Here is a 26,610-nt window from a genome sequence, read left to right as displayed (position 1 = left end):
GGCAAAAGGAGCGGTCAAGCGCTCTTCTTGACGGCTTCTTTTGCCTATGAGATTCTCCAAGCAAGCGGAAGGGTTATGACTCTCGTTAATAGCCATCCACCCACCCAGTAGCGCGAAGAGCCAAATTAATGAATATGAACCTTCATCAAAGAGGCCGGTCTTAATCGGCTTCTTTTTTGTTCCTTCGATCCTCTTAAAAGCTTTGAAAGAGCGGGTCTTTTATGTTAACATCATAAAGAATATATTGGGGAAACGGGTTAGAGAGCTGCAGAAGCTGAGGGGAGAAACCGGCATGAGAGGAAAAGAGCTGCTCTGCCTGCTGCTGTTGTTCGTACTTGCGGGCTGCGGCGGGGGGCCGAAGGCGGATGTGACGATTTTCATGATGGGCTCCAACGGGTTTCCGAATGAAGCGGGAGCAAAGCTGCAGGCTTCACTGCAAAGCCAATTAGGCGAATCGCCCAGTGTACAAGTATATACGGCGCCATTATTTTCAATAGAAAAGCTGATCGTCGAAATAGCGGCCGGTGAGAACGGGATTCTCGTCATCCCGGAGAATCATTTTAAGACTATGGGCGGGCAGGGCGGATATGTTCCGCTGGACGATGTGGCCAACGCGGAGGATTTCCCAGAAGGTGTTCTGGAGGTTGCGCAAGCCGGGAATAAGGAAAAGCATTTGTACGGCATCCCGTTGGAGCAAACCCAATGGCTGAAGGAGCTCGAATTGAACGACAAAAACTTGTATGCTTTCATCCCGGCCAATGCGCCGGACAAAGAGAAAGCGAAACGGGTCTTGAAAATCATGGCCGAGTAATAGCCCTTCATGCCAATCATGAAGCGGACAACAACATAGCGGTTCAGGTGCCTGCAAGGAAGCTCCATGCCTGCAGGTTAAAAGGGAAGCCGGTGTGAATCCGGCACGGTCCCGCCACTGTATACGGGTAAATGCTCTTCTATCAAGTCACTGTCAGGATCAGACGGGAAGGCGAAGAGCTCTTGAATAAGCAGCCCGCAAGTCAGGAAACCTGCCTGAACATGCATTCGATGCGGCCTTTCGAGGAAAAGGGGCAGATCGCTGAGCTTGCGGGCGGCATAACGCTAATGATGTCGGTTATGGCTGCCGCAGGTTTGTCAGTGTGTGCCCTCTGCTTCGGAGACGATCCGAACGCAGAGGTCTTTTCGTTTTTAAATGATTTTAGGGAGATGGACCTATGTATTGGGGTAAGAAAAATCACGTTAAAAAAAGACTGCTCGCGGCCGTTTTGAGCTTGGCTTTGGCGGGAACGCTGGCAGGCTGCGGAAGCACTGCTCCGACTCCGGGGCAGGGTCAGCAGGCAGATTCGTCCAATGCGGGCGGAGCCAAGCAGGAAGGGGCAGTCTCATCGGCCAAACGAACGGCCTATCCGCTCACGATAAAGGATGCGACGGGCAAAGAATTTGTATTTGAAAAAGCTCCGGAGCGCATCGTCTCTACCTCGCCGAGTGAAACGGAAACGCTGTTTGCCTTGGGTCTCGGCGATCAGATCGTGGGGGTATCGGATTTTTGCAACTATCCTGCTGAAGCGGCGGCGAAGCCGAAGGTCGGCAGTATCATTAAACCGAATGAGGAAGCGCTCATTGCGGCCAACGCCGATGTGGTCATGACGGGAGTGTCCATGAATATGACCGTTGTAGAACAGCTTCGAGGTCTAAAGGTAAACCTGTTTAAGGTTGAGCCGAAGACGGTGGATGAAGTCATGAGCAATATTATTCTCATGGGGCAAATCTTCGACCGTCAGGAGCAGGCGGAGAAGCTGGTCCATGCCATGAAGGCGGAACGTCAAAAGGTGCTGGATGCGGTAAAGGATCTGAAGCCGGAGCAGAAGAAAAAGGTGTTCATTGAGTTTTCCCCGGGGTGGACGGTCGGTCAAGGCGAATATATTGACGAGCTGATCAGCTTGGCCGGTGGCATCAATGTGGCCGGCGGCGAGAAGGGGTATGTGAAGCTTAGCGAGGAGAAGGTGATTGCGGACAATCCGCAGATCATTATTTATCCGACCGGGATTGTGGATGATCAGACCAATAAGCCGATGGATCAACTGATTCGCGAACGCAGCGGCTGGGACCAGATTGAAGCGGTGAAGTCAAACCGGCTGGTCGGATTGGACAAGGACATCATGAGCCGTCCGGGTCCGCGGATCACCGAGGCATTGACGGAAGTGGCCAAAGGAATATATCCGGAACTGGTGAAATAGATGAAGCGTAAGCTGTGGATTTGGGGCGGAGCTTCCTTGGTCCTGCTATTATTTACCGCTTCTGCGGCATTGTCGATCGGTTCGGTCCGAATCCCGTTCGGTCATGTCTGGGGGATTATGCTGCATCATCTGCCTTGGATCGGTGAACGAATCCAGGGGGATTGGAGTGCAGCTTCCGAACAAATCGTATGGAGGGTCAGGCTGCCCAGGGCAGTCTTGGGTATTCTGGTTGGAGCCGCTCTGGGCTTGGCGGGTGCAGCCTTTCAGGGCGTGCTCCGCAACCCGCTCGCCGATCCGTATACGCTGGGTGTTTCTTCCGGAGCTTCGGTGGGCGCTTCGTTTTTAATTTTGTTTGGTCTGCAGTATACGCTCTTCGGGGAGTGGACGGTACCGGCGGTTGCGTTTGCGACCGGAGTGCTGTCACTCTTCACGGTACTCCTGCTGGCTCGGACCGGAGGCAAGCTGCGCAAAGAAACCGTCATTTTGTCGGGTGTCGTGATCCAGGCCTTCCTGGGCGCCTTCGTTTCGTTAATGGTGGCGATGTCGGATCAGGTCATCAATGAAATAATCTTCTGGCTGATGGGAAGCCTAGCGCTGCGAGGCTGGACATATTCCTTGGTGCTGCTGCCGTATTTGGCTGCAGGCGCAGCGGTGCTTCTCTGCTTTGGCCGGGCGATGAATTTGTTTGCGCTCGGGGAGCGGCAGGCGGCTCATCTTGGTATCCATATTGAAAGAACGAAGCTGATTGTTCTGGTCGCGGCGACTTTGATTACGGCAGCAGCTGTCTCCGTTTCGGGCGTGATTGCGTTTGTAGGACTGCTGGTGCCGCATTTGCTTCGGCTTATGATCGGACCGGATTACCGATTGCTGCTTCCCCTTTCGCTTATCGGCGGTGCGATTTATGTGCTGCTGGCGGATACGTTGGCCCGAACGCTGCTTAGTCCGACGGAAATTCCGCTCGGGGTAGTTACGGCGTTTATGGGGGCTCCGTTTTTCGCTTATTTGCTGCGGCGGAAAAAGCGGGTGATACGCGAATGAAAGGAGGCGGCACGGGATGATTCAAGTAGATGTGGATAGGGTATCCAAGGCCTTCGGACCGCGGGAGGTGCTCAGGGGAGTCCGTTTTCGGGTGGAGCCAGGAGAATGGTTCGGTATCTTAGGACCCAACGGAAGCGGGAAGTCGACACTGCTTCATCTGATTTCCGGACTGGAGCCGGCGACTGCCGGTCGTGTGCTGCTGGATGGCAAGCCTGCAGCGTCCTGCTCAAGGAAAGCATTGGCAAGGCAGATCGCGGTGCTGGAGCAGGAAGCGCTGCCGCCGCTCGGCTTCACGGTGCAAGAGGTGATCGAAATGGGGCGCTATCCGTATCAAAACTGGCTGGGAGACGAAACGGGGGATGCGAGTACGCTGGTAGAGCGGATTATCGATTGGCTGAAGCTGGAGCCTCTGCGGGAGAGAACCATCGATCATTTGAGCGGAGGGGAACGGCAGCGTGTGGCGTTGGGTAAAGCGATGGCGCAGGAGCCCAAGCTGCTGCTGCTGGATGAGCAGACGACATTTCTTGACATCGGGTATCAGGTTGAGATGATGGATCTGGTGCGCAGGTGGCAGGAGGAATGGAAAATGACGGTCATTTCGGTGCTGCATGATCTGAATTTGGCCGCTCAATACTGCGACCGTCTCCTCCTGCTGCATGAAGGAGCGGCGGCTGGAATCGGAACGCCTGAAGAGGTGCTTTATGCAGATCTTCTGGAAAGGGTGTACGGAACGCGGCCTCACATTCTTTCACATCCGGACAGCGGGGTGCCGCAAATCTTATTGGGAAAGGGAGCTGGAAGATGAGTAACAACCGATTGGAACAACTGATTACGGGAATTGCCCCATTGGATAAGCGGAGTATGGAGGAAGCGGCGCTGCATCTCGATCAGCTGACCAAGCCGCCGGGAAGCTTAGGCAGACTGGAGGAGGTAGCTAAGCAGCTATCGGGAATCCGGGGGGAGCTGATGCCGGACCTGGGGAAAAAGGCGGTCGTCGTCATGGCTGCGGATCACGGCGTATGCGAAGAAGGCGTCAGCGCCTATCCGGCTGAAGTTACGCCGCAGATGGTGTTTAACTTTTTGAATGGGGGCGCGGCGGTGAATGTGCTCTCGCGTCATGCCGGGGCTGATGTGCTGTGCGTTGACATGGGGGTGAACGCAGAGCTTTCCGATTCGCGGTTGAGGTCTCATAAAGTCCGCATGGGGACGGCTAATATGACAAAGGGGCCTGCGATGACGCGGGAGGAAGCGGAGAAAGCGGTTATGGCCGGTATGGAGATCGCCGCAGAATTAGTTCGGGACGGCTACAGATTGATCGCCACCGGGGATATGGGCATCGGCAATACGACGGCAAGTTCAGCGATCTTGATGGTGCTAGGCGGAGCGGAAGCGGCCGAGGCTGCAGGGAGAGGCACCGGTATCGACGACGAGCGCCTGCTGCACAAGCAGGCGGTCATTCGCCAGGCGATCGAGGTCAATCGTCCGGATCCGGACGATCCGCTGGATGTGCTTTCCAAAGTCGGGGGGCTTGAAATCGCCGGTTTGGTCGGGGTGATCTTAGGGGCGGCGAAGCATCGTTGTCCGGTTGTCATCGACGGATTCATCTCATCGGCAGCAGCCTTGGTCGCTTCCCGATTGGCACCGCTCAGCGTACCGTATATGATCGCCTCACACCTTTCACGGGAGCAGGGACACGCGCGTCTGCTCGAAGAGATCGGGCTGACGCCGATGCTTGTAATGGACATGAGGCTTGGAGAGGGTACGGGCGCCGTCCTTGCTTTTCCGCTGATTGATGCTGCGGTCAAGATCATGAAAGAAATGGCGACCTTTGCGAATGCGGGAATTTCCGGTGCGGTCCCTACGGAGCAGCCGCAAGGATGAGCCGGCAGGGACTGAAGGTGCTTGTAACGGGCGGGGCCCGCAGCGGGAAGAGCTCATTTGCGGAAGGCTATGCGGCCACGCTTGGCGCACAAGGCCTGTACATTGCTACGTCGCAGGCTTACGACGATGAAATGAAGGAACGGATTGCACTCCACCGGCGGGAGCGGGAAGAACGGGGATACCCCTGGGTTACGGCGGAGGAGCCGTATGATCTGGCCGATATCCTTTTGAGGGCGGATTCGCCCGTCGTACTTGTCGATTGCCTGACCCTCTGGCTGTCCAATTGGCTGCTAAGGCTGGAGCATGAGCCGGAGAGCGAACGGCAACGCAAGCTTGAAGCGAAAATCGACGAGCTGGCGGATGTATTCGGTACGTTTGATCGTCCGGTTGTACTGGTCACCAATGAGGTAGGCAGCGGTCTGGTGCCTGAATATAAGCTGGGGCGGGTGTTCCGGGATCTGTCCGGGCGAATGAATCAACGGCTGGCCCGGAAGGCCGATCAAGTATTTCTGGTCACGGCGGGAATTCCGGTGGAGCTGAAGAGCCGGGCTTTTCACTTTTAGCAGGTTGCGGAGGAACGGACTTGTTGCTTTATAGTTTGCAAGAGCTGATGTGGATAGTGCTTGCCGCGCTTGTGATCGATTGGGCTATCGGCGATCCCGCGTGGCGGTGGTTGACGCACCCGGTCGTTTGGATCGGGCGTTTCATTACATGGTTGGAAGGTTGGCTGTACCCGATAAATCAGGAAAGTGCATCGGGCAAGCAGGTACGGCGTATCCGTATCCGCGGGGCGGCATTGGCCTTCGTGACCATCGGTGTGGCCGCCGGAAGCCTGTGGCTTATCGTATGGATCGCAGATCAAGTGCACCCGTGGCTCGGATATGCCGTCAGCGCGTGGTTTATCTCGACTACGATCGCTGTCAAGGGGCTGAAGGACGCGGCGATGGCGGTGTACAAGCCTTTAAGCGAAGGGCGCATGGATGAGGCGAGAAAGCAGGTCGGATACATTGTCGGACGAAACACCTCGCAGCTCGACGAGCCTGAAATTACACGGGCCGCGGTGGAAACCGTAGCGGAGAACATCGTGGATGCGTTTATTTCCCCGATCTGTTATGCCTTGGTGGGAGGCGCACCGTTGGCGATGCTGTACCGCGCTTCCAATACGCTTGACTCGATGGTCGGTTATAAAAATGACAAATATATTCACTTCGGCTGGGCTTCGGCCCGCTGGGACGATATAGTCAACTGGATTCCCGCTCGTCTGGCCGGCTTGCTTATCGTAGGGGTCGCGTGGGTTAGCCCCGGACTTCGTGCGGGAGGAGCCGCACGTTCGATCATGCGCTTTGCCCGGCTTCACCCAAGTCCGAACAGCGGCATCCCGGAATCGGCCGTTGCCGGAGCGATGGGAATCGAGCTTGGCGGCGTGAATGTTTACCACGGCCGTGTGAGTGAACGGGCGCGGATGGGTTGGCCGCTCAGGGAACGTGAGAAAGAGGACATCCGGCGAACCGTGGGGATATTGTACGGGGTCAGTTACTTGGTTGCGGGGGGATTGCTGTGCGGACTGTTTTGGCTTTATGGATAACGTGGGGGTCGGCATGTGCGGCAGCTTTTCAATTTCTGACCCGCCTTCCCGTGCCGGTGAAGCTCGACTACAATGACGCTTTGTTTCGCCGAAGCGTCGTTTTTTATCCTTTGGTCGGCTTTGTACTCGGTTTTCTTCTGCTTGGTGCGGGAAAGCTGCTGAATATGACATTGTCTCCGCTTCCCGCAGCCGCTTTGCTGCTCTCGACCTGGACGCTGCTGACCGGAGCGCTGCATCTGGACGGCTTGATGGATACGGCGGACGGCCTGTTGAGCCACCGTTCGCGCGAGCGGATGCTGGAGATTATGAAGGACAGCCGGGTTGGCGCCATGGGCGTCGTTGTCTGCGTGCTGGCGCTGCTTCTGAAATGGTCTTTGCTGCAGGAGCTATTGCATACAGAGAAGCTAAGCTGGCTGGTGCTGCTGCCGATGGTTTTGCTTTGGAGCCGGTGGTATATGGTCGTTGCGATTGCCGGTTGGCCGTACGCAAGGCAAGAAAAAGGCGGCGGTATGGGCACTTTTTACCGGGGCATCGGATGGAAGCACATTGCGGCGCATAGTGCGCTGGCTGTTCTGTTATCCGCTGCTGTGCTCCTGATCGCCCGGGATCTCGGGCTGCACCTGGCGGGAGTGATTTGGCCTCTGCTCGCATTTGCGGGAACGACTCTTGGCGGAGGTTATCTGATGAGCGTATATATTCATCGCAAGCTGGGCGGTTTGACCGGAGATACATACGGGGCTATGAACGAGCTGCTGGAGGTGCTTTTGCTTCTTTTGCTTGTGCTGATGACTGGATAGGGGGAATAGAAGGATGCTGGAGCGATACGGACATGGCGGTGATTTATGGACAGCGGCGGAAGCGTTTGGAATGCCGCAGGATCGGTTTCTCGATTTCAGCTCGAACATGAATCCGCTTGGACCTCCGGAACAGGTGGGGTTCATCTTCAGCAGCAGGTGGAGGGAAGTCGTAAATTATCCCGATCCGGCTGTGAGAGAGCTGACGCGCAAACTGGCGGCAAAACATAAGGTGGACGAAGACTGCATTCTGGTGGGCAACGGAGCGGCGGAGCTGATCGATCTGGCTGTTCGTGTGCTGCGTCCCGGTTTGACAGGACTTGCGAGGCCGTCTTTTGTCGAATATGAAGAAGCGGTCGAAAAAATCGGCGGCCGGGTACATGATATTCCGCTTACGGAGGCATCGGAGTATCAGCTGAAGCTTTCCGATGTGAAAGAAGCGGCCGGCCGGTGCGATCTGCTGTTTCTGGGACATCCGAACAACCCTACGGGGCGTCTGCTGCCTGAAGAGGTCGTTAACCGGCTTGCCGAAGGAGACATTCCGGCTATTATTGATGAAGCTTTTCTTGATTTTAGTCCCCGCGAGGAGGAGCTTACGCTGACGCGTGCGGCAGCCAAAAGCACGAACCTGATGGTCATTCGTTCCATGACCAAGTTTTATTCCATTCCCGGAATCCGGCTAGGGTACATTGTAGCCAGTCCTGAACGGATTCGCCTGATGAAGCGGCTGCAGGTGCCGTGGAGCGTCAATGCCTTGGCGCAGTGGATCGGCAGCTGTGTGCTGGAGGAGCGGGAATATGCGGCGCGTACGCTGGAATGGTTGAAGGAAGAGCGGGAGTTTCTTTGCGGCAAGCTCAGGACATTGGGACTTCAAGTCGTTGAGAGCGACGCGAATTTTATTCTGTTTTCGCTCCGTCCGCTTGGCCTTACGGTTCAGGCGCTTCAAGCCGAGATGGGACGCAGAGGGATTCTGGTTCGCGATGCGTCGCTGTTTGCAGGGTTGGACGAGACCTTCTGCAGGGTAGCCGTCAAGCTGCGGGAGCAAAACGAAAAGCTGCTGGCCGGTTTAACCGAAGCCTTGAGCGTTATGCAGGGCTTGTCGTCAGCTGAAGAAGCTGCGACGGCAGAGGGGAATATTCCTGATGCCAAGCTTGCCCCGACAATCATGCTTCAGGGTACGTCTTCGGATGCGGGAAAAAGCCTGCTTACGGCTGCACTTTGCCGTATCCTGCTGCAGGACGGCCGGCGCGTCGCACCGTTTAAATCTCAAAACATGTCACTGAACTCCTATGTTACGCCCGACGGCAAAGAAATCGGCAGGGCGCAGGGGATGCAGGCCGATGCCTGCCGCATACCGGCGACGACGGATATGAATCCGATCCTCTTGAAGCCGAAAAAGGACATGATCTCCCAAGTCGTCGTACACGGCAAGCCTTACCGCGATCTTGACGCCAGAACCTATCGGGAAAAATATTTGCCGGAGGCCGAAAGCGTAGTGAAGGAAGCGCTGAGCCGGCTGCGCAGGAGCTTCGACGTCGTCATCCTTGAGGGGGCGGGAAGTCCGGCCGAGGTCAATCTGAAAAGCCGCGATATCGTAAACATGAGGCTGGCCGGTTGGGCGGATGCGCCTGTGCTCCTGGTGGCGGATATCGACCGGGGAGGGGTATTTGCCTCGATTGTAGGAACGCTTGATATCTTTACACCGGAAGAAAGGTCGCGGGTCAAAGGCTTTATCATCAATAAATTCCGCGGAGACATTTCCCTGCTGAAGCCTGGACTGGATTGGCTTGAAAGACGGACGGGGAAGCCTGTGCTGGGTGTGATTCCATATCTGCCCCAGCTTGGGCTTGAGGATGAAGATTCCGCTTCATTGGACCGGAAGCTGGCCGAACGTCAGTCAGGGGAGAAGCTGCCGGGCATGCTGGACATCGCAGTGCTTCGCCTGCCGCGGTTATCCAATTTTACGGATATCGATCCGCTGGAATACGAGAAGGACGTTCACCTACGCTTCGTAGAGACGCCGGAACAATTCGGCAAGCCGGATGCGGTGATCGTGCCGGGAAGCAAAAACACGGTCGACGATCTTCTTTATTTGCGGCATGGGGGTTTGGAACGGAAGCTGCTGGATTTTGCAGAAAACGGCGGGTGGATCGTCGGCATCTGCGCCGGCTATCAGATGCTCGGGGCGAGGCTGCTGGATCCGGAGCTGGTCGAATCAAATCAGTCAAAGCTTGAGGGTCTGGGCTTGTTTCCGACGGAAACCGTCTTTGCCCGTGAGAAGCGAACGGTGCAAGCGGCAGGAACGACACAGCTGTTTGCCCAAGAAGGACAGCGTTTTTCGATTACAGGCTACGAAATTCATATGGGCCAAACCTCGTTTCTCGAGCCCGCAGAGCATCCTTTTATGCTCCTGCCGGCCGCCGGGGATACGGAGCCTGCGGCGGATGGGGTCGTGAACGGAGACGGCCGCCGATTCGGAACGTATGTGCATGGGATTTTGCATAATGACGATTTCCGCCGGGCCTGGTTAAACCGGATTCGCGAGAGCAAAGGGTTGGAGCCGCTGCCGGCGGAGCTGCGCTTTCAGGAGCGCCGCGAAGCGGCTTTTGACCGGCTGGCGGCACATGTACGGAAGCACTTGGATATGGACCGGTTGTATGAGATGATAGATCGCAAGGAGGGATAACGGATGAGAATTTATACAAGAACGGGAGATGCCGGTCAAACGGGCGTTATCGGGGGGCGCGTAGATAAAGACGACGTCAGGGTTGAGGCCTACGGTACGGTAGATGAGTTGAATTGCTTTGTCGGGCAGGCGATGGGATTCCTTGAACCGGAGCGGGATGCGGATTTGCTTGCCGATTTGCTCGAAATTCAGCATGAGCTGTTCGACTGCGGCTCGGATTTGGCGCTGCTTAAGCAGGAGCTGCGCCCTTATAAGGTGACGTCGGAGATGGTGGACCGTTTGGAGACATGGATCGACAAGTACGATGCGGAGGCTCCGGAGATCCAGCGGTTTATTCTGCCGGGTGGAAGCCAGGCATCCTCGGCGCTGCATGTATGCCGAACCGTGTGCCGCAGGGCGGAGCGCCGGGTGGTGACGCTTGCCCGTACGCAGCCGATCAATGAAGAGGTGCGCCGCTATTTGAACCGGCTGTCGGATTTGTTCTTCACGGTCGCCCGGGCGGCCAACAGCCGCGCAGGGATTGGCGATGTAGAGTATGCGCGCAGCGCTAAGGTGTTCCGCCGCAAATGACAAGCTATTACAAACCTCTTCAATACATCGTGCCTCCGGAAGATGACGGCATTCTGCTCCGGACGGTCCTGCAGCAGCGGATGGGAATTTCCCGCAAGCTGTTGTCCAGACTGAAAATGACGGAGCAGGGCATTCTGCTTAACGGAGAGCGCAAGTACATCGACATCAAGGTGCGGACGGGCGATACGGTAGAGGCCCGCATGGAAGCGGAAACGTCGGATGATATTTTGCCGCAGCCGATACCGATCGCCATTCTGTATGAAGACGAGGAGCTGCTGGTGCTGAACAAAGAGGCCGGCCGGGTTGTTCACCCAACGCACGGACATTACACGGAAACCCTGGCCAACGGAGTGGTTTACTATTGGATGAATAAAGGGGAAAGATTCCGTTTTCGCCCTGTTCACCGGCTTGATCAGGAAACGTCGGGGGTGCTGGCCGTAGCCAAAAACGCCTACGTACACCAGCAAATTTCCGAAGAAATGCAGACGAGCGGTCTGAAAAAAGAGTATGTCGCTTTAGTGCACGGTATTCTTGCACATGACGAAGGGACGGTCGATGCGCCGATCGATCGCGATCCACTGTCTCCGCACCTTCGCATTGTGACCGAAACGGGGTACCCGTCGGTAACGCACTATCGCGTGGAGCGCCGTTTTCGGCATGCAACATGGGTCAGGCTTTGGCTGGAGACGGGCCGCACCCATCAAATCCGCGTTCATATGAAGCATCTGGGCCATCCGCTTTTTGGGGACAAGCTGTATGGATGGGAAGCCGAGGGCGGGGCTTCGTCCCCGTCTGCCGCGATCGACCGTCATGCGCTTCATGCCGTTACGCTCGGGTTAACTCATCCGATATCCCGTCAATGGATGGAATTTCACGCACCGCTGCCGCCGGACCTGCAGCGGCTCCTGGAGAGGTTGGAATCTGACGAATAATGGAATAAGTCCCAAAACCGCCGCACATCGAAAGAACCGGCGGTTTTTTGGCATGCTTCAGAGCTACTGCAGCCTACCCAGATACTCTTTCATTGCCATTTGCAATTGATTCATAGCCGTAGAAGACGGGACGAATAATCTGCCTGTTAACCCGCCGCCGGTTTGGCCTACCAAATAGTTCACCGGATAAGGGATAACCTCCACCTGCCGGTCCTTAAAAAGCTTGACCGACCTTGACATATGAAAAGCCGAGGTGATGAGTACAGGGCGGGTCAGTCCATGCTGATCCAGAAGAATTTTGGAGTTGCTGGCATTTTCCTGCGTCGTCCGGCTTTGATCATCCAGCAGGATGTCCTGCTCAGGAACGCCCAGCGCGATCAGCTTGCGTTTTGCAAGCTGACCTTCGTTAGGGGTATCGGCGTAAACCTGCCCTCCGGAGACGAGAATCGGCAGCGGGTGCCGGCCGTAAAGCTCCGCAGCCGATACGGTCCGATGCAAAGTATAGCCCGTCAGATGTCCTGTGCCGTCGACGTCCGGAGTCCCGGCGACGGCTCCTCCGGTGAGCACGACGTAGGCGTCTCCTTCAATGAATGCGGGTGGGGCATAGCGATCCTCCAGCGACTGAAGGGCCGCTTCGCCGATTAGCGGGATCGATGACAGGTACAGTAGAAAGCCAAGTATGAATGGAGGCAGCCACGATTTGCGGCCGACGCGATAATACAGCCATAACGCGGCAAGCCATAACAAAACCACAAAGATTCCGGGCGGAATGAGCAGGCTGTAAACCAGCTTTATAAAATAAATCATGACGGCATATCTCCTCTTGCCATTTCGGATGACGGCTGAACCGCCGAGCAGGGTATGGGTGTTGATTTCCTGAAGGGCTACGGTATTCTTTTCCATTATCCGTATTGCGTCGTCCTTTTTCAACTAAAGGCTTGAAATCGCAGATTTGCAGGGGATATGCCATCATCGGTATAATGAAAAGTATGAAAATATAACCCATGGGACGAGGATGAGCAGATGAGCAGCAAGCCAAAGTTAACCGTATATCAATATCCGCAATGCGGTACATGCCGCAACGCTTTGAAGTGGTTGAAGGAGCAAGGGTGGGAGGTTGAAGCCGTTCACATCGTAGAGCAGCCGCCGACGATATCGCAATTGCAGGAAATGATTCCATTAAGCGGTCTTGAGATCAAGAAGTGGTTTAACGTATCGGGTGAGGTCTACAAAGCATTGCAGTTGAAAGACAAGCTTCCTTCTATGAGCGATGAGGAGAAGATCGCTCTGCTGGCGTCCAACGGCAAGCTGATCAAGCGCCCGGTGGTGACCGACGGTTCCAAAGTAACGGTCGGATTCAAACCGGAAACGTATGACGACGTGTGGGGGAGCGCGAAAGCCTAAAAGGAGTGTGATCGGGGATTGCAGCCCAAACGAAAAACAAACAAGAGTAATTGGTTTTGGTATATTGGGGCCGCGGCGGCGTTCCTTCTGAGCAAAGGAAAAGGCTTGCTTTCCCTGCTTAAATTGGGTAAAGCGGGCGGAGCGGTGATCTCTATGCTCGTCTCTGTTGGAGCCTATGCCATTATCTACCCATGGGGCTTTGCCGTCGGCGTGGTACTGCTTCTTCTGATCCACGAGCTCGGTCATGTATGGGCCGCCAAACGCAAAGGCTTGCCGGTGACCGCCCCTGTATTTATACCTTTTCTCGGCGCACTGATCAATATGAAGAGGCATCCGAGAGATGCGGTGACGGAGGCTTATGTAGCCATAGGCGGTCCGGTGGTCGGGACGATCGGCGCCGTTGCGATGTTCGGAGCTGCGTACGCGTGGGATCATCCGCTGCTTTATACTTTGGCCTATGTAGGCTTTTTCTTAAATCTGATCAATTTGCTGCCGATTCATCCGCTGGACGGAGGACGGATCGCCACGGCCGTTACACGTTGGCTGTGGCTGGTTGGTCTGATCGGCGGACTGGTCATTATCGTATACTTGCGTTCCATCTTATTTTTTATCATCTGGGCGATGTTCGCCTATGACCTTTACAAAAAATATGTCAAAAACCGCCATCAAGGCGAGGAGCGCGTAGTGACGGCGAGCTTTTCCATCCCGGCAGAGCCGTTGATCGCTCAGGGATACATCATTCCCGGAACGGAGCATAAAAGGGAGCTTCCATTCATTACTTATTCCAATCTGGAGGATGGGCAGCAGTACGTAAAAGTGCTGTGGGACGGCCTTGACTTTCAAGGCACGGTGCCGATGATGAGCCAAGGAATCATCCAGAGGGCATACGTCACGCGGCTGGAGCATCTTCAGAAGGAAGACGGCCTGCATCTGATGATCCACTGCCGGATTGATTACACTCATTACGAAAATGACAAGTATTACGAAGTGCCCAGCGCTTATCGTTGGAAATTCGGTATCGCATATGTGCTGCTTGCCGCGTTTCTGATCGCCATGATGACGCTCGTGCATCGGGTATCCGGCTTGGCGGTTTAAAGGCTATTCGTTTATTCAAGGTGCTATGTTCAAGATCCATTCTTATATAAAAGAGGTTTTGTCGGATGAAACAACTGGAATCCAAACGTTTGGCCGAACTGGGTTCGGCTATTTTTTCTGAGGTGGCGCAATGGAAAAAGGAGGTGGCAGACCGCGGCGTCGATGTGATCGATCTGGGCATCGGAAGTCCCGACCGTCCGCCTTCGGCAAGGGTGATGCAGGCGCTTGCGGATGCTGTGGCAGACCCCAAGCTTTATGGGTACCCGACATCGGAAGGAAGCCTCGAATTCAGGCGAAAGGTCGCACAATGGTATAAACACCGCTTTAACGTGACGCTGGATCCGGAAAGCGAGATCGTTACCCTTATGGGCTCGCAGGACGGTCTCGCGCATCTTGCCATGGCGGTGACCGATCCGGGAGATATCGTAATGGTTCCCGATCCGGGTTACCCCATCTATGGAGCGAGCTTGGTTTTGGCCGGCGTACAGCCTTATTTCATGCCGCTTCGTGAGGAGAACGGCTTTCTGCCCAAGCTGGAGGATATTCCCGAGGAAACGGCAAGGCAGGCCAAATTTATGCTTTTGAACTATCCGAGCAATCCTATATCCGCTGTTGCGACACTTCCGTTCTTTGAACAGCTTGTCGATTATGCCAAGAAGCATGAACTGCTGATCGTGCATGATCTGGCTTATTCCGAAATGGCTTTTGACGGATTTAGACCTCCCAGCATTCTGGAAATTGAGGGTGCGAAGGACGTAGCCGTGGAGTTCCATTCCCTGTCCAAAAGCTTTAATATGGCCGGATGCCGCATTGCATTCATGGTCGGTCAGCCTGATGCGGTGCGCGCTTTGCGCGTGTTGAAATCGAACATTGATTACGGTGTGTTTTTGGCGGTGCAAAAAGCAGGTATTGCCGCAATGGAGGAGGATATGAGCCCGGACAGCCGTCCTGTTGCCGGAGTGTACGAGAGACGGAGAGATATCGTTATTGACGGCCTGCGCGAGGCCGGCTGGGATATTCCCAAACCGAAGGCGACCATGTTCATCTGGGCGCGGATTCCGGCCGGCTGGAGCTCCCGGCAAATTTCCCGGGAAATCCTGTATTCGGCCAGTGTTGCGGTCATTCCAGGGGATGCGTTCGGAAAAGAAGGCGAGGGTTATGTACGCATAGCCTTGGTTCAAGAGGAGGAAAGGCTTAGAGAGGCCGTTCGCCGAATCGGACAATTTTTAAAAGCAAAAGGCTTGGCTTAGACGAGGATAATCAACAACCGTCATAAAACCATAAGCTGCATAGCGATGCGGCTTATGGTTTTTTTTGTACTAAGAGATACGAGGCGTGGGAGCTGTGAGCGGAAATCAGCCAAACGATCAGGTATGAAACCGGCAATCTATTTTAAGCCAAAACTCATACTAGAGCGACAATCTCAAAGTATTGGATAAATAAGGAGAAAAAAATAGATGTAAAACCAATTTTACCCAAAGTGTTTCAAGAAAATGAACATAATTCAGTTAAAGTGGAATTTATTTCATTATTATTGCTATTGACAACTTTATATGTGTTAGTATAAACATTAGATTTCATTAATTTAACACAAAAAGTAGAACTTTTAACGTTGACAGATAAAAGTTAATGAAATAATATTATATTTGTAAACCAAATGAAATCGCTATCTTAGTGGTTTGAAAGCGTAATATATTGCATTGTAGTAAAAATACGCTTGATATGATTATTTTTGGAGGTGATTGGTTCTTAATCCAATGAAAGAAAGCGGATTCATCTCTTTTTCTATAACTACTAGTGTGGATTGATTGTCAAGGAGGTTTCAAACATGAAATTGGGTTATCAAACCAATACCTGGGGTGGTGTCGTAGGTCATCCTGCCGGCGTAACCTCAGTAAAGGATCTTTATTATTTAGCGTATGGGTCAACAGAGCAAGCTTTAAAGGATATTGCTGAAGCGGGGTATAAAGGGTTCGAGATTTTTGACGGAAACCTGATGCAGTATGAACATTGCCCTGAGGACTTCATGCAATTGCTTAAGCGTTATGATTTGACCTTAATCGGTGTATATACCGGAGCGAATTTCATTTATAAAGATATTCAGGAAGACGAGTTTTACAAAATTGAAAAGGTTGCCAAATTGGCCTCTGAATTGGGCGCTGAGCATCTGGTTCTCGGCGGAGGAGCTGTACGGGCTGCAGGTGTTTTGGAAGCGGATTATTCGGAGCTTGCAAAATCGCTGGATAAGGCCTCAGCTATTGCAGCCAAATACAACCTGATTCCAAGCTATCATCCTCACTTGGGTACGATTGTGGAAAAACCGGAGCAGCTGGACCGGATCATGGAGCTTACCTCCATTCATTTGTGCCCGGATACGGCGCATATTGAAGCTGGCGGTGGAGACCCGGTAGACGTTGTGAAGAAATACGCAAACCGGATCAAGTACATTCACTTTAAAGACTACGGCTCCGGTGCCTTTTTACCGCTAGGGGAAGGTGGTCAAGATTTCAAAGAAATGGTTTCGATTTTGCGTGAAAATGGCTATGAAGGCTGGATTACGGTAGAGCTGGACAGCTATGAGGATCCGCTGCAAGGCGCCAAAATCAGCAAAAAATACATTGAAGAGCATTTGAATATCAAATAATCATTATTATTAGGGGGGCTTGTATCCATGAAGAAAATGGTTTCGACATTAGCTGTTTCTTTTTTGGCCTTTAGTTTAGTATTGGCAGGCTGCGGCAGTAATAACAGCGGAAACGGAGGCTCTGCTTCCGGTAATACGGATAAGCCTGCTTCAACCCCTGCACCTGTCGTGCAAACAGGTCCTGTGACGATTAACCAACAGCTTCCGGATAAAGAAATTCTGAGTAAAGGTCCCAACGGAGAAAGCGCTGTATCCGCCAAAACGCTGAAGCTGACAGAGGAAGAAGTTGCGAAAATTAAAGAAGGAAAATACAAGGCGGCCCTTGCCATGCACTATGCAGGCAACGACTGGTCAACAGCGCAAATCAAAGGACTTCAAGATACCTTTGCCAGATTGGGCATAGAAGTCATTGCGACGACAGACGCCAACTTCAAAGCCGAAAAGCAAGTGTCCGATATTGAGACTATTTTGTCCAAAAAACCAAATATTATGGTCAGTATTCCGGTTGATCCGGTATCCACTGCCGCGGCCTACAAAAAAGCTGCAGCTGAAGGCGTAAAGCTGGTCTTTATGGATAACAAGCCCAACGGTTTGGAACACAAAAAGGATTATGTGAGTGTGGTATCCGCCGATAACTACGGCAACGGTGTCGAAGCGGCCGATGTGATGGCGAAAGCGATCGGTGAAAAAGGAGATATCGGGGTTATTTTCCACGATGCTGACTTCTTCGTAACCAAGCAAAGAACAGACGCATTTGAAAAAACGATCAAAGAGAAGTATCCGAACATCAACATCGTTGAGCGTGGAGGAATCGCAGGTCCGAACGATGGAGAGAAAGTCGCATCCGCGATGCTGACTAAGCATCCGAATCTTAAAGGTATTTTTGTTGTATGGGATGTGCCTGCTGAAGGTGCTCTTGCTGCTGCCCGTGCCGCAGGTAGAAACGATTTGGCGATCACCACGATCGATTTGGGTACCAACGTTGCGCTTAATATTGCACAAGGCGGTATGATTAAAGGTTTGGGTGCGCAATTGCCATACGATCAAGGCGTTGCTGAAGCCATCTTGGCAGCTTATGCTCTGCTTGGCAAAGAAACACCTCCTTATGTAGCGGTTCCGGCTCTTCAAGTAACCAAAGAAAATATCCTTGATTCCTGGAAAACGGTTTATCAAACCGACGCACCAAGCTCCATTCAAAAAGCTGCAGGCAAGTAATATTTTCATTCATTAAAGCAAAAAAACCGTAAGCTGTATCCGGTTCCAATAGGAGCCGGGTACAGCCGGGGATTTCCATTAACAACTATGATCTACTATAGATAAAGGGAGAGAATACAATGCGTAAATTAAATGTTGCAATGATCGGCGGAGGTTTCATGGGGAAGGCACACTCGATGGCTTATGCGGGAATGCCAATGTTTTTCTGGCCTGCACCTGCTATTCCTCATCGTAAAACGGTTGTAGATGTTACGGAAGAGCTGGCCAAAACAGCTGCTGACCGCTATGGCTTCGAATCCTACGCTATGGACTGGAGACGCGTCGTTGAGGATCCGGAGATCGATTTTATCGATATTGTAACACCGAACGATTCGCATGCCGAGATTGCTATTGCTGCAGCCAAAGCAGGAAAACATATCATTTGCGAAAAACCGCTTGCACGCACGGCAGAAGAAGCAAAAAGAATGCTGGATGCGGTTAATGAGAGCAAAGTCAAGCATATGGTTGCTTTCAATTACCGCCGCACACCTGCAGTGGCACTTGCGAAAAAATATATTGAAGAGGGCGCTATCGGTAAAATTTTGAATTTCCGCGGCACTTATCTGCAGGATTGGTCGGCGGACCCGAATTCCCCGCTATCCTGGAGATTCCGTAAAAATATTGCAGGTTCCGGTGCGCTTGGCGATATTGGAACCCACGTTATCGATTTTGCCCGCTATTTGGTCGGGGAAATCAGCGAGGTTATGGGTGTGGCCAACACCTTTATTAAAGAACGTCCCGTTCAGTCCGGTGCATTAGATAAACTGGGTACGGTAAAGGCAGCCGGCGACGTGAAGAAAGAAGCCGTAGACGTGGACGACGAAATCAGCACATTGCTTCGTTTTGAGAACGGCGCGGTAGGCAGCATCGAGGCGACCCGCAACGCATGGGGCCGAAACAATTTCTTGACCTTTGAAATTCATGGCGAAACCGGTTCGATTTGCTTTAACTATGAGCGTCGTGATGAGTTGCAGGTTTGCTTCTCCAACGATCCGGACGACAGACGCGGCTTCAGAACGATCTACACAGGACCTGCTCATCCGTATGGTGAAGCATTGTGGCCGATTCCGGCCCTTGGCATCGGTTATACCGAAACCAAAATTATTGAAGCTTACGACTTTGTTTCCTCAATTGTGAACGATACGGAGGTTTCTCCGAATTTCAATGACGGTTACCGGATCGCTGTGATCAGCGATGCCATCATTGAATCCGCAAACGAAGGTAAATGGGTTAAAACAATCTAATGCCAAAGCTGTAAAAAAAGTGATTTCTAACGGGGATCCAATTCCCCGTTAGGATCATTGCAAAGGGGAAGTTCTTATGGAAAGACCCATTTTGGAAATGAGCCAAATCTCCAAATCGTTTAACGGGATTCAGGTTCTCCATCAGGTTCATTTTGAATTGAAAAAGGGAGAAGTTCATGCTCTGATGGGCGGTAACGGGGCAGGAAAATCAACATTGATGAAAATTTTGACAGGCGTCTATGAATTGGATGCCGGACAAATTCATATAGACGGTTCCGAGGTTCAAATCAAAACGACCAATGATGCCGAAAAACATGGCGTTTCGATGATATTCCAGGAGTTTAGCCTGATTCCTACCTTAACCGTAGCCCAAAATATATTTCTTGGAAGAGAGCCTAAAACCAAGCTTGGATTTATTGACGATCAAAAATGCCTCCAGATGACAAAGCAGCTGCTTGATGAATTGAATGTCGATATTAAACCGAATGCTATGGTTGCGGACCTGGGTGTGGGATACTGGCAAATGACCGAAATTGCCAAAGCGTTATCCAAGGAAACGAAAATTTTGATTATGGATGAACCTACTTCGTCGTTGACTAAGCGGGAAACCGAAGTGTTGTTTGAGTTTATTGAACGCTTGAAACAAAAAGGGATTTCCATTATCTATATTTCGCACCGAATGGAAGAAATTTTTCAAATCTGTGACCGGATTACGATTATGGGCGACGGGCGGCATATCATCACGGAAGAAATAAGCCGGTTGGACATGGACAGCGTAATCGGCCACATTGCCGGTAAAAACTTGGAGAGGTTTGAATGGAAAGAACGTAAAAATGCAAGAAGTGAAAAAGTCGTTCTTCAAGTGAAAAATTTGGAAACAAGCAACCGGGTGAACGGTGTCGATTTTGAATTAAAGCACGGTGAAGTATTGGGCATTGCCGGCTTGATGGGCAGCGGACGAACGGAAACGATGCGGGCGTTGTTTGGGATTGATCCGGTCACCGGGGGCGAAATATATATTAATGGCCAAAAAACCGTAATCCGGACACCGAGAGACGCTATCCGCAACGGGCTTGCTTTAATACCGGAGGACCGGAGGGTTCAGGGGCTGGTCCTGGATCATCAGGTGAAGGATAACATTCTTCTGCCTTCCCTTTCGAAAATAACGAATGTTCTGGTCAACGATAAAAAAGGAAATCAAATTTCCGAGGAATGGGTTAAAAAATTAAGCATCAAAACGGATTCGATTTACAAGACCTCGCGGCTGCTATCCGGCGGAAATCAGCAGAAAATCGTTTTTGCCAAATGGCTGGCCAATTCCCCGGATATTATCATGCTCGACGAACCGACCATCGGGATCGACATCCGGGCCAAAATCGAGATTATCGATATGGTTCGCGAGCTGGCGGATGAAGGAAAAAGCATTCTGCTTGTTTCTTCCGAAATGACGGAGCTTTTGGCTGTGAGTGATCGGATACTCGTTTTTCATGAAGGAAAAGTAGTAAAGCAATTTATGCGCGAGGAAATTACTTCGGAGGAGGATTTGCAGCATGCAATCCAAGGCTTCTAATGGATCAGGTGCATTATCGTCGATACTACAGTTTAATTGGAGGCAGTACATCGTATATCTCGCTTTTATCGGCGTCTTGATTTACTTCTCCATCACGTTAAGCGACGATGGATTTTTGACAACGAACAATCTTCTCAATATTATTCGCCAAACGGCCATCATTTCCATTATGGGTGTGGCCATGACCTTTGTCATCAGTACGGCGGAAATCGATCTTTCGGTTGGTTCTATTGCGGCTCTGTCCTCTTTGACTTCTGCCATGGCTTTAGAATCCGGTTTTGGCATTGTTGGAGCGATTATCGCGGGCGTCGGTACGGGCTGCCTCATCGGTTTGATTAACGGATTGCTGGTGACTAAAGTCGTTATTCCTTCTTTCCTTGTTACGCTCGGTATGATGGGCGTGACCAAAGGGCTTGCGATGTGGGTCACCAATACGGCGCCGGTACCGATTACAAACGAAACTTTTGTGTACATCTTCGGTTCCGGCGATATCGGAAATATACCGGTTTTGTTGTTTTGGACTGTAGCAGCTGTAGTGATTGGTCATATTTTATTGCGCAAAACCGCATTTGGGAGAAGAACATTGGCCGTTGGGGGCAATCAAAGCGCAGCAAGATTTTCCGGGGTCAATGTAGCCAAAACCAAACTGTATGTTCTTATCGGTTCGGGGATGATGGCAGGACTTGCCGGCATGCTGTATGCAGGACGGATGCATTCCGGACGCTATACGTTCGGAGAGGGAGATGAATTGTCTGTCATTGCAGCCGTGATCTTGGGAGGAACGAGTTTGTTTGGCGGAGTCGGTACCGTCATCGGTACGGTCATCGGTTCATTGATGATTGGAACGATCAATAACGGGTTAATCATTATGGGACTGGATGTCAGCCAGCAAATGATTGTAAAAGGACTTATTATTATATTAGCTGTGGCGTTCGGTAAAAAAGCGATCGCCAAGTGATAGGGATGAGTTAACTATGAGAAAATTAAAAGCTGCAATTCTTGGAGCCGGATTTATCGGCAAGGCTCATATTGAAGCGGTCAGACGGCTTGGATTCGTCGAAGTTGCCGCCATCGCTCAAAATGGGGAACAAAAAGCGATTGAAGCCGCTCGGGAGTTAAACATACCCAAAGCATACGGCAATATTATGGATTTGCTGGAAGATCAAGACATCGATGTCATTCATAATTGTACGCCTAACTATTTGCACTATGAGATGAATAAGCAAATCTTACTGCACGGGAAGCATTTGCTTTCGGAGAAGCCATTGACTTTGACGAGTGCAGAAGCCAAGGAACTGTATGAGATGGCCCAGGAGAAAAACTTGGTTACCGGTATCAACTTCAATTACCGGCAGTTCCCGATGGTTCAGCATTTGCGAAGCATGGTTCGGGACAATGATCTAGGAGCGATCCGGATCGTTCGCGGTAGTTATTTGCAGGATTGGTTAATGTACGATACAGATTATAACTGGAGACTTGAACCGGAGTATGGCGGTCCAACGCGAGCGCTGGGAGATATCGGTTCCCACTTGTTTGATTTGGCGCAATATGTGACTGGCATGAGGATTAAGGAAGTGATGGCGGATACGTCCACTGTCATTCCCGAGCGTTACAAACAGCCGGAGGGGAAGCTTACTTTTCAAGAGGGCGAAAAAACGAATGCCGAGCTAGTCAGCATAAAAACGGAGGATTATTCTTCCGTATTGGTCAAATTCGAAAATGGGGCAAGAGGTGTATTTACGGTATCGCAAGTATCTCCAGGCAGCAAGAATGCGTTGGAGCTTCACCTGGACGGTTCGTCGGCATCCGGATCATGGTACCAGGAGGAGCCCTTCAAGCTGAAGGTAGGATATCGGGGTAAACCGAATGAATGGGTTCTGAGAGATCCGGCTCTTGTGAAAAAGGAGGCCTCCGCCTTCCTTCACTATCCGGGTGGACATGAAGAAGGATGGCCTGAAAGCCTCAAAAATATGATGGAAAATTTTTATGCGGCAGTAAGAGATAGAACGCCTCTGTCCGATTCTGTAGCCTCCTTCAAGGACGGGTACCAAGGTATGCTTCTAATCGACGCCGTTATGAGAAGTGCCAAAAGCAGAACTTGGGAACAGGTAGAGAGAGTATAAGACGTAAATATGGGAAAGATCGGCCTATTGATTCTTCAATAGGCTGTTTTCATAGTCAGTAGAATACAGAAAGTGGTGAAAATTAAATTGCTTTCCATGACAGCAAATGTGCTTCAGATTATTAGAAGAGCCAAGGAGCCAATGTCCAAAACGGATATTGCCGCTGAATCCGGACTATCCCTATCCTCGGTTTCCGACCATGTGGAACGCTTATTAAATGAAAAATTAATTGAAGTATCCAATATAGGCCATTCCAGCGGCGGCAGAAAGCCAAGACTGTACACGATAAACAAAAACGCCGGGCATATTATTTCCATCGAATTAGGGACAGCGAGTGTACGCGTCGCCATTTGCGATTTTGATTGCAATATTTTATTTTCTGAACGTGCGTCGGTCGATCTCAACGGAGGTCCCGAACAAGTATTAACCCATATTTATCACATCGTCAATCAACTGTTGTCCAACAACAGCGTGGATAAGCATTCGGTAAAAGGGATTGGAATCGGAATCCCCGGGCCTGTGGAGTTTGCTTCGGGACGGCCTATTTCACCACCGATTATGCCTGGGTGGGATAATTACCCGATCAGGGAATTTTGGGCAAAGTATTTTGAGTGTCCCTGTTATGTCGATAATGACGTCAACATTATGGCGTTAGGGGAGTATGCTAAGGGCTTGAATTTTGAAGTAGATAACATGATCTATATCAAAATCGGTACCGGAATCGGGGCGGGAGTTGTTTATGAAGGCAAGCTGTACCGGGGTTCCAGCGGAAGTGCGGGGGATATCGGTCATTTTGATGTAGGCAGCGATGTTTTGTGCTGGTGCGGGAATATCGGGTGCTTAGAGGCGCTGGCAGGCGGTAAAGCCATTTCTTCTAAAGCCAAGCATTTGGCGTTGGAGGGGAAAAGTCAATATTTATTCGATGCTTTAAAAGAAAATGGAGAAATCGGTCTTGGAGACATCAGCAAAGGAATTGAAAGATTTGATCCCGTGTCCGTCGAGCTGGTGCGCGAAAGCGGCGCTTTATTAGGGCGGGTCATTGCCTCTCTTGTTAACTATTCGAATCCCTCATTAATTTCCATCGGTGGAAGAGTATCTGAATTCGGCGATATATTATTAGCTTCTATCAAGCAAAGCGTTTATCAAAGATCGCTTCCACTCGCCACTCGAAATCTGCTCATCAACAAATCGATTTTGGGGAAAAAAGCGGGTTTGATCGGCGGAGCTTTTATGACCATAGATCAATTAATCTTAAATGGTACGAATGATCAAGCAGCTTCCTTTCATGATTTAAAGCAACAACAGAAGGTCACCAACCGGAGCAGATAGTGGACCTCAATATCCCTCTGTATTTACGAAATAAGGTGGATGGTGATAGTATAGATAAAATAAAACGACATCTACCGGAGAGTGAAATCGTGCAACCAGCTAATAAAACGTTGATTATTGACGGTATGGCCTTGCTGTTTAGGGCCTTCTATGCCACTTCTTATAGTGGCTACATAAGAAAAACGACCGCAGGGATTCCGACCAATGCCATTTATGGGTTCGTTCAGTATTTATTCGATGCGATAAAAGAATTTCATCCGACTCATATCATTTGCTGCTGGGATATGGGAAGCAAAACGTTCAGGACTGAATTGTTTGATCAATATAAATCCAATCGGATCGCCCCGCCGGAAGAGCTCATTCCGCAATTTGACCTGGTAAAAGACGTTGTCGCTTCATTGGGAATTCCGAATTTTGGAATTGAGAGTTATGAAGCGGATGATTGCATCGGTACCCTGGCCTTTCTTTTGAGCTCTGAAACGGAAATTATCATTTTGACGGGTGACCATGATATGCTTCAATTATTATCGGACCAAATTTCTGTGGCGATCATGAAAAAAGGCAGGGCGAATTACTGCCTGTATACTCCTCAAATGTTATGGGAAGAAAAACAGATTACTCCTGAACAGATGATAGATTTAAAAGGGTTTATGGGAGATACCAGCGATAATTACCCTGGTGTCCGCGGTATCGGCGAGAAAACGGCTCTGAAGCTTATAAGGGAGTTTTCCTCCGTTGAAGAGGTTCTTCTTAACTTAGATAAGTTGTCCCCGACAATCAGAAAAAAAATTGAGGCCGATCGAGACATGCTGATTCTTTCCAAAACACTGGCCACTATTAAAAAGGATACTCCGGTGATTTGCCATTTGAACGATTGTGTGCTTCGTATGAATAGAGAGACGGCTGAAAAGATATTTATGGAACTTGAATTCGAAGGCTTATTAAAATTAATTGGCTAATTGAATTATGTACTTTTTCTGGTGTAAGATAGGTGTTAAATGGAAAAGGGGAGAATGAAATGATTAAATTGGGTTTGGATCTATCCGAGATTGAGGCAATTTTGCAAAACGGCATTCAGGATGAGCAAGCAAGAACCGCCATAGCTAGCGCCATTGCGGCAAATAATGAGGCCATTGCGAAGCAAGTATTAGCGTTAGTCTCCAACGATCTTATGAATCTTTTTAAGCAAATGGGTATGAAATAAAGATTCATTTTTACTAAAGCACCAATGCGGTGCTTTTTTATTTTGAGACGAACCCAAAATATTGATACAATAAGATTACATCTTGCAAAAGAGGAATCTGAGCGGAGGAACGGCATATGGATGAAGGGAAAAATCTTCAGGAAGTGTTTGACGGCATGGCTAAGCATTATAAAGAAAAGACGATGAATGCTACTCAAATCGTAACCACACTGCTTGCTATGAAGCTAGCGAACATCATAACGGACAAAACGATGAAAAAAATTACGGAAGATATTATACGACCTGAAGAAATTCAAAAGGCAATATACGAAACATTATCATTTGCAAAAAAAGATAAAAAAACGATGCGGGGACTCATCGATTTGGCAAAAAAGCATTACGGCTAAATATAGTGAACAGGTCGATCGGTCAATCCGGTTCGGTTGTAAACAAAAGACTTTTCATTCTACTATGGATGATGAGTTCATTTCTTGGAGGTGCGTTATGGTACCGCAGAGAGTGAGCCTAATTACGATTGGAGCAATAAACTTACCTCTGCTCAGGACTTTTTATAGACACTTGGGTTGGGAAGAGACCCGTATCAGTTCTGAGGAATATGCTGTTTTTAAGACGGCAGGTGTACTTCTTTCATTATTTCCGGTTGATGAATTAGCAAAAGAAGCTCAAATCGAAATCTCTAGGTCAACCGATGGTTTTCGGGCAGGTGTAACGCTTGCTATTAATGTTGACAGGCGAGAGGACGTAGATCTAACGATTGAAGCTATACGAAAAGCAGGAGCGAAAATTCGCCACGTCCTTCATCGGCTCCTGGTGCCTAGGCATCCTCCGTGTGTAGGTGAAGTGGTCTGGAAAGGCCGGCCAAAGAAGGTAACAGCCCTGTAGCTGAAAGGCTGCGAAAGCCCTAGACGGATCCCGAGTACCGCGAGACACGTGAAACCTCGTGGGAATCCGGCAGGACCATCTGCCAAGGCTAAATACTCCCTGGTGACCGATAGTGAAGCAGTACCGTGAGGGAAAGGTGAAAAG

Annotated in this window: 25 protein-coding genes, 1 rRNA gene and 1 riboswitch; of the genes, 25 read left to right on the top strand and 1 reads right to left on the bottom strand. The window is 50.8% G+C overall.

All coding sequences use genetic code 11. From position 1 onward, the window contains the following. Positions 1-292: 292 nt before the first annotated feature. From ACZYR9_RS24870 to ACZYR9_RS24820, 11 genes are all read left to right on the top strand, one after another. Positions 293-811 (top strand): hypothetical protein, encoded by a 519-nt coding sequence (locus tag ACZYR9_RS24870; RefSeq protein ID WP_488981105.1) that lies wholly within the window; start codon positions 293-295, stop codon positions 809-811. A gap of 28 nt (positions 812-839) precedes the next feature. Next, positions 840-1,044: riboswitch (cobalamin riboswitch) on the top strand. A gap of 164 nt (positions 1,045-1,208) precedes the next feature. Beyond that, on the top strand, positions 1,209-2,231 hold the full coding sequence (locus ACZYR9_RS24865; RefSeq protein ID WP_488981104.1) for an ABC transporter substrate-binding protein: 1,023 nt from the start codon (positions 1,209-1,211) through the stop codon (positions 2,229-2,231). Next, a complete protein-coding gene (locus ACZYR9_RS24860; protein ID WP_488981103.1) occupies positions 2,232-3,269 on the top strand; it encodes a FecCD family ABC transporter permease in 1,038 nt (345 codons plus the stop codon). A gap of 16 nt (positions 3,270-3,285) precedes the next feature. Further along, positions 3,286-4,074, top strand: coding sequence for an ABC transporter ATP-binding protein (locus tag ACZYR9_RS24855; RefSeq protein WP_488981102.1), 789 nt, complete (start codon positions 3,286-3,288; stop codon positions 4,072-4,074). Next, a complete protein-coding gene (cobT, locus tag ACZYR9_RS24850) occupies positions 4,071-5,150 on the top strand; it encodes a nicotinate-nucleotide--dimethylbenzimidazole phosphoribosyltransferase (RefSeq protein ID WP_488981101.1) in 1,080 nt (359 codons plus the stop codon). Before ACZYR9_RS24855 ends, cobT begins: the two co-directional genes overlap by 4 nt. After that, entirely contained in the window at positions 5,147-5,713 is a 567-nt protein-coding gene (gene cobU / locus ACZYR9_RS24845) for a bifunctional adenosylcobinamide kinase/adenosylcobinamide-phosphate guanylyltransferase (RefSeq protein ID WP_488981100.1), read from the top strand. Before cobT ends, cobU begins: the two co-directional genes overlap by 4 nt. A 20-nt stretch (positions 5,714-5,733) precedes the next feature. After that, on the top strand, positions 5,734-6,735 hold the full coding sequence (gene cbiB, locus ACZYR9_RS24840) for an adenosylcobinamide-phosphate synthase CbiB (protein ID WP_488981099.1): 1,002 nt from the start codon (positions 5,734-5,736) through the stop codon (positions 6,733-6,735). Continuing rightward, complete coding sequence (cobS, locus tag ACZYR9_RS24835; protein WP_488981098.1) at positions 6,708-7,532, top strand: adenosylcobinamide-GDP ribazoletransferase; 825 nt, start codon at positions 6,708-6,710, stop codon at positions 7,530-7,532. The genes cbiB and cobS overlap by 28 nt, the downstream gene beginning before the upstream one ends. 13 nt (positions 7,533-7,545) lie before the next feature. Beyond that, a complete protein-coding gene (locus ACZYR9_RS24830; RefSeq protein WP_488981097.1) occupies positions 7,546-10,215 on the top strand; it encodes a cobyric acid synthase in 2,670 nt (889 codons plus the stop codon). Between the two features lie 3 nt (positions 10,216-10,218). Beyond that, on the top strand, positions 10,219-10,785 hold the full coding sequence (locus ACZYR9_RS24825) for a cob(I)yrinic acid a,c-diamide adenosyltransferase (protein ID WP_488981096.1): 567 nt from the start codon (positions 10,219-10,221) through the stop codon (positions 10,783-10,785). Further along, positions 10,782-11,717, top strand: coding sequence for an RluA family pseudouridine synthase (locus tag ACZYR9_RS24820; protein ID WP_488981095.1), 936 nt, complete (start codon positions 10,782-10,784; stop codon positions 11,715-11,717). Before ACZYR9_RS24825 ends, ACZYR9_RS24820 begins: the two co-directional genes overlap by 4 nt. Before the next feature lie 63 nt (positions 11,718-11,780). Here the strand turns inward: ACZYR9_RS24820 and ACZYR9_RS24815 are convergent, their stop codons facing one another. Beyond that, positions 11,781-12,620 carry a YdcF family protein gene (locus ACZYR9_RS24815; protein ID WP_488981094.1) on the bottom strand — a complete coding sequence of 280 codons (840 nt, stop codon included), beginning with the start codon at positions 12,618-12,620 and terminating at the stop codon, positions 11,781-11,783. A gap of 120 nt (positions 12,621-12,740) precedes the next feature. On the opposite strand from ACZYR9_RS24815, the gene ACZYR9_RS24810 reads away from it, so the two are divergent. The 14 genes from ACZYR9_RS24810 to ACZYR9_RS24745 all read left to right on the top strand — a co-directional run. After that, the gene (locus ACZYR9_RS24810; RefSeq protein WP_488981093.1) at positions 12,741-13,121 is read left to right on the top strand and encodes an arsenate reductase family protein; all 381 of its coding nucleotides are present in this window, start codon (positions 12,741-12,743) and stop codon (positions 13,119-13,121) included. 18 nt (positions 13,122-13,139) lie between these two features. Then, the gene (locus tag ACZYR9_RS24805; protein WP_488981092.1) at positions 13,140-14,216 is read left to right on the top strand and encodes a site-2 protease family protein; all 1,077 of its coding nucleotides are present in this window, start codon (positions 13,140-13,142) and stop codon (positions 14,214-14,216) included. Between the two features lie 65 nt (positions 14,217-14,281). Beyond that, the gene (locus tag ACZYR9_RS24800; RefSeq protein ID WP_488981091.1) at positions 14,282-15,466 is read left to right on the top strand and encodes an aminotransferase class I/II-fold pyridoxal phosphate-dependent enzyme; all 1,185 of its coding nucleotides are present in this window, start codon (positions 14,282-14,284) and stop codon (positions 15,464-15,466) included. A 578-nt stretch (positions 15,467-16,044) separates the two neighbouring features. Beyond that, positions 16,045-16,860 carry a sugar phosphate isomerase/epimerase family protein gene (locus tag ACZYR9_RS24795; RefSeq protein WP_488981090.1) on the top strand — a complete coding sequence of 272 codons (816 nt, stop codon included), beginning with the start codon at positions 16,045-16,047 and terminating at the stop codon, positions 16,858-16,860. A 27-nt stretch (positions 16,861-16,887) separates the two neighbouring features. Next, a complete protein-coding gene (locus tag ACZYR9_RS24790; RefSeq protein WP_488981089.1) occupies positions 16,888-18,075 on the top strand; it encodes a substrate-binding domain-containing protein in 1,188 nt (395 codons plus the stop codon). A gap of 119 nt (positions 18,076-18,194) precedes the next feature. Beyond that, positions 18,195-19,358 carry a levoglucosan dehydrogenase gene (locus ACZYR9_RS24785; RefSeq protein WP_488981088.1) on the top strand — a complete coding sequence of 388 codons (1,164 nt, stop codon included), beginning with the start codon at positions 18,195-18,197 and terminating at the stop codon, positions 19,356-19,358. A 76-nt stretch (positions 19,359-19,434) separates the two neighbouring features. Beyond that, complete coding sequence (locus tag ACZYR9_RS24780; RefSeq protein ID WP_488981087.1) at positions 19,435-20,928, top strand: sugar ABC transporter ATP-binding protein; 1,494 nt, start codon at positions 19,435-19,437, stop codon at positions 20,926-20,928. Continuing rightward, positions 20,909-21,886, top strand: coding sequence for an ABC transporter permease (locus tag ACZYR9_RS24775; protein WP_488981086.1), 978 nt, complete (start codon positions 20,909-20,911; stop codon positions 21,884-21,886). The genes ACZYR9_RS24780 and ACZYR9_RS24775 overlap by 20 nt, the downstream gene beginning before the upstream one ends. A 16-nt stretch (positions 21,887-21,902) precedes the next feature. Next, the gene (locus ACZYR9_RS24770) at positions 21,903-23,051 is read left to right on the top strand and encodes a Gfo/Idh/MocA family protein (RefSeq protein WP_488981085.1); all 1,149 of its coding nucleotides are present in this window, start codon (positions 21,903-21,905) and stop codon (positions 23,049-23,051) included. 96 nt (positions 23,052-23,147) lie between these two features. Continuing rightward, positions 23,148-24,380 carry an ROK family transcriptional regulator gene (locus ACZYR9_RS24765; protein WP_488981107.1) on the top strand — a complete coding sequence of 411 codons (1,233 nt, stop codon included), beginning with the start codon at positions 23,148-23,150 and terminating at the stop codon, positions 24,378-24,380. An 86-nt stretch (positions 24,381-24,466) separates the two neighbouring features. Beyond that, a complete protein-coding gene (locus ACZYR9_RS24760) occupies positions 24,467-25,339 on the top strand; it encodes a 5'-3' exonuclease (RefSeq protein WP_488981106.1) in 873 nt (290 codons plus the stop codon). Positions 25,340-25,398: 59 nt separating this feature from the next. Beyond that, positions 25,399-25,584 (top strand): hypothetical protein, encoded by a 186-nt coding sequence (locus ACZYR9_RS24755; RefSeq protein ID WP_488981084.1) that lies wholly within the window; start codon positions 25,399-25,401, stop codon positions 25,582-25,584. A 116-nt stretch (positions 25,585-25,700) separates the two neighbouring features. Continuing rightward, on the top strand, positions 25,701-25,970 hold the full coding sequence (locus tag ACZYR9_RS24750; RefSeq protein WP_488981083.1) for a hypothetical protein: 270 nt from the start codon (positions 25,701-25,703) through the stop codon (positions 25,968-25,970). Between the two features lie 279 nt (positions 25,971-26,249). Next, positions 26,250-26,610, top strand: a 23S ribosomal RNA gene (locus ACZYR9_RS24745); the annotation flags it as partial.

The organism is Paenibacillus sp. F024, assembly GCF_057814255.1.
This window is presented reverse-complemented; position numbering and strand designations above follow the sequence as displayed.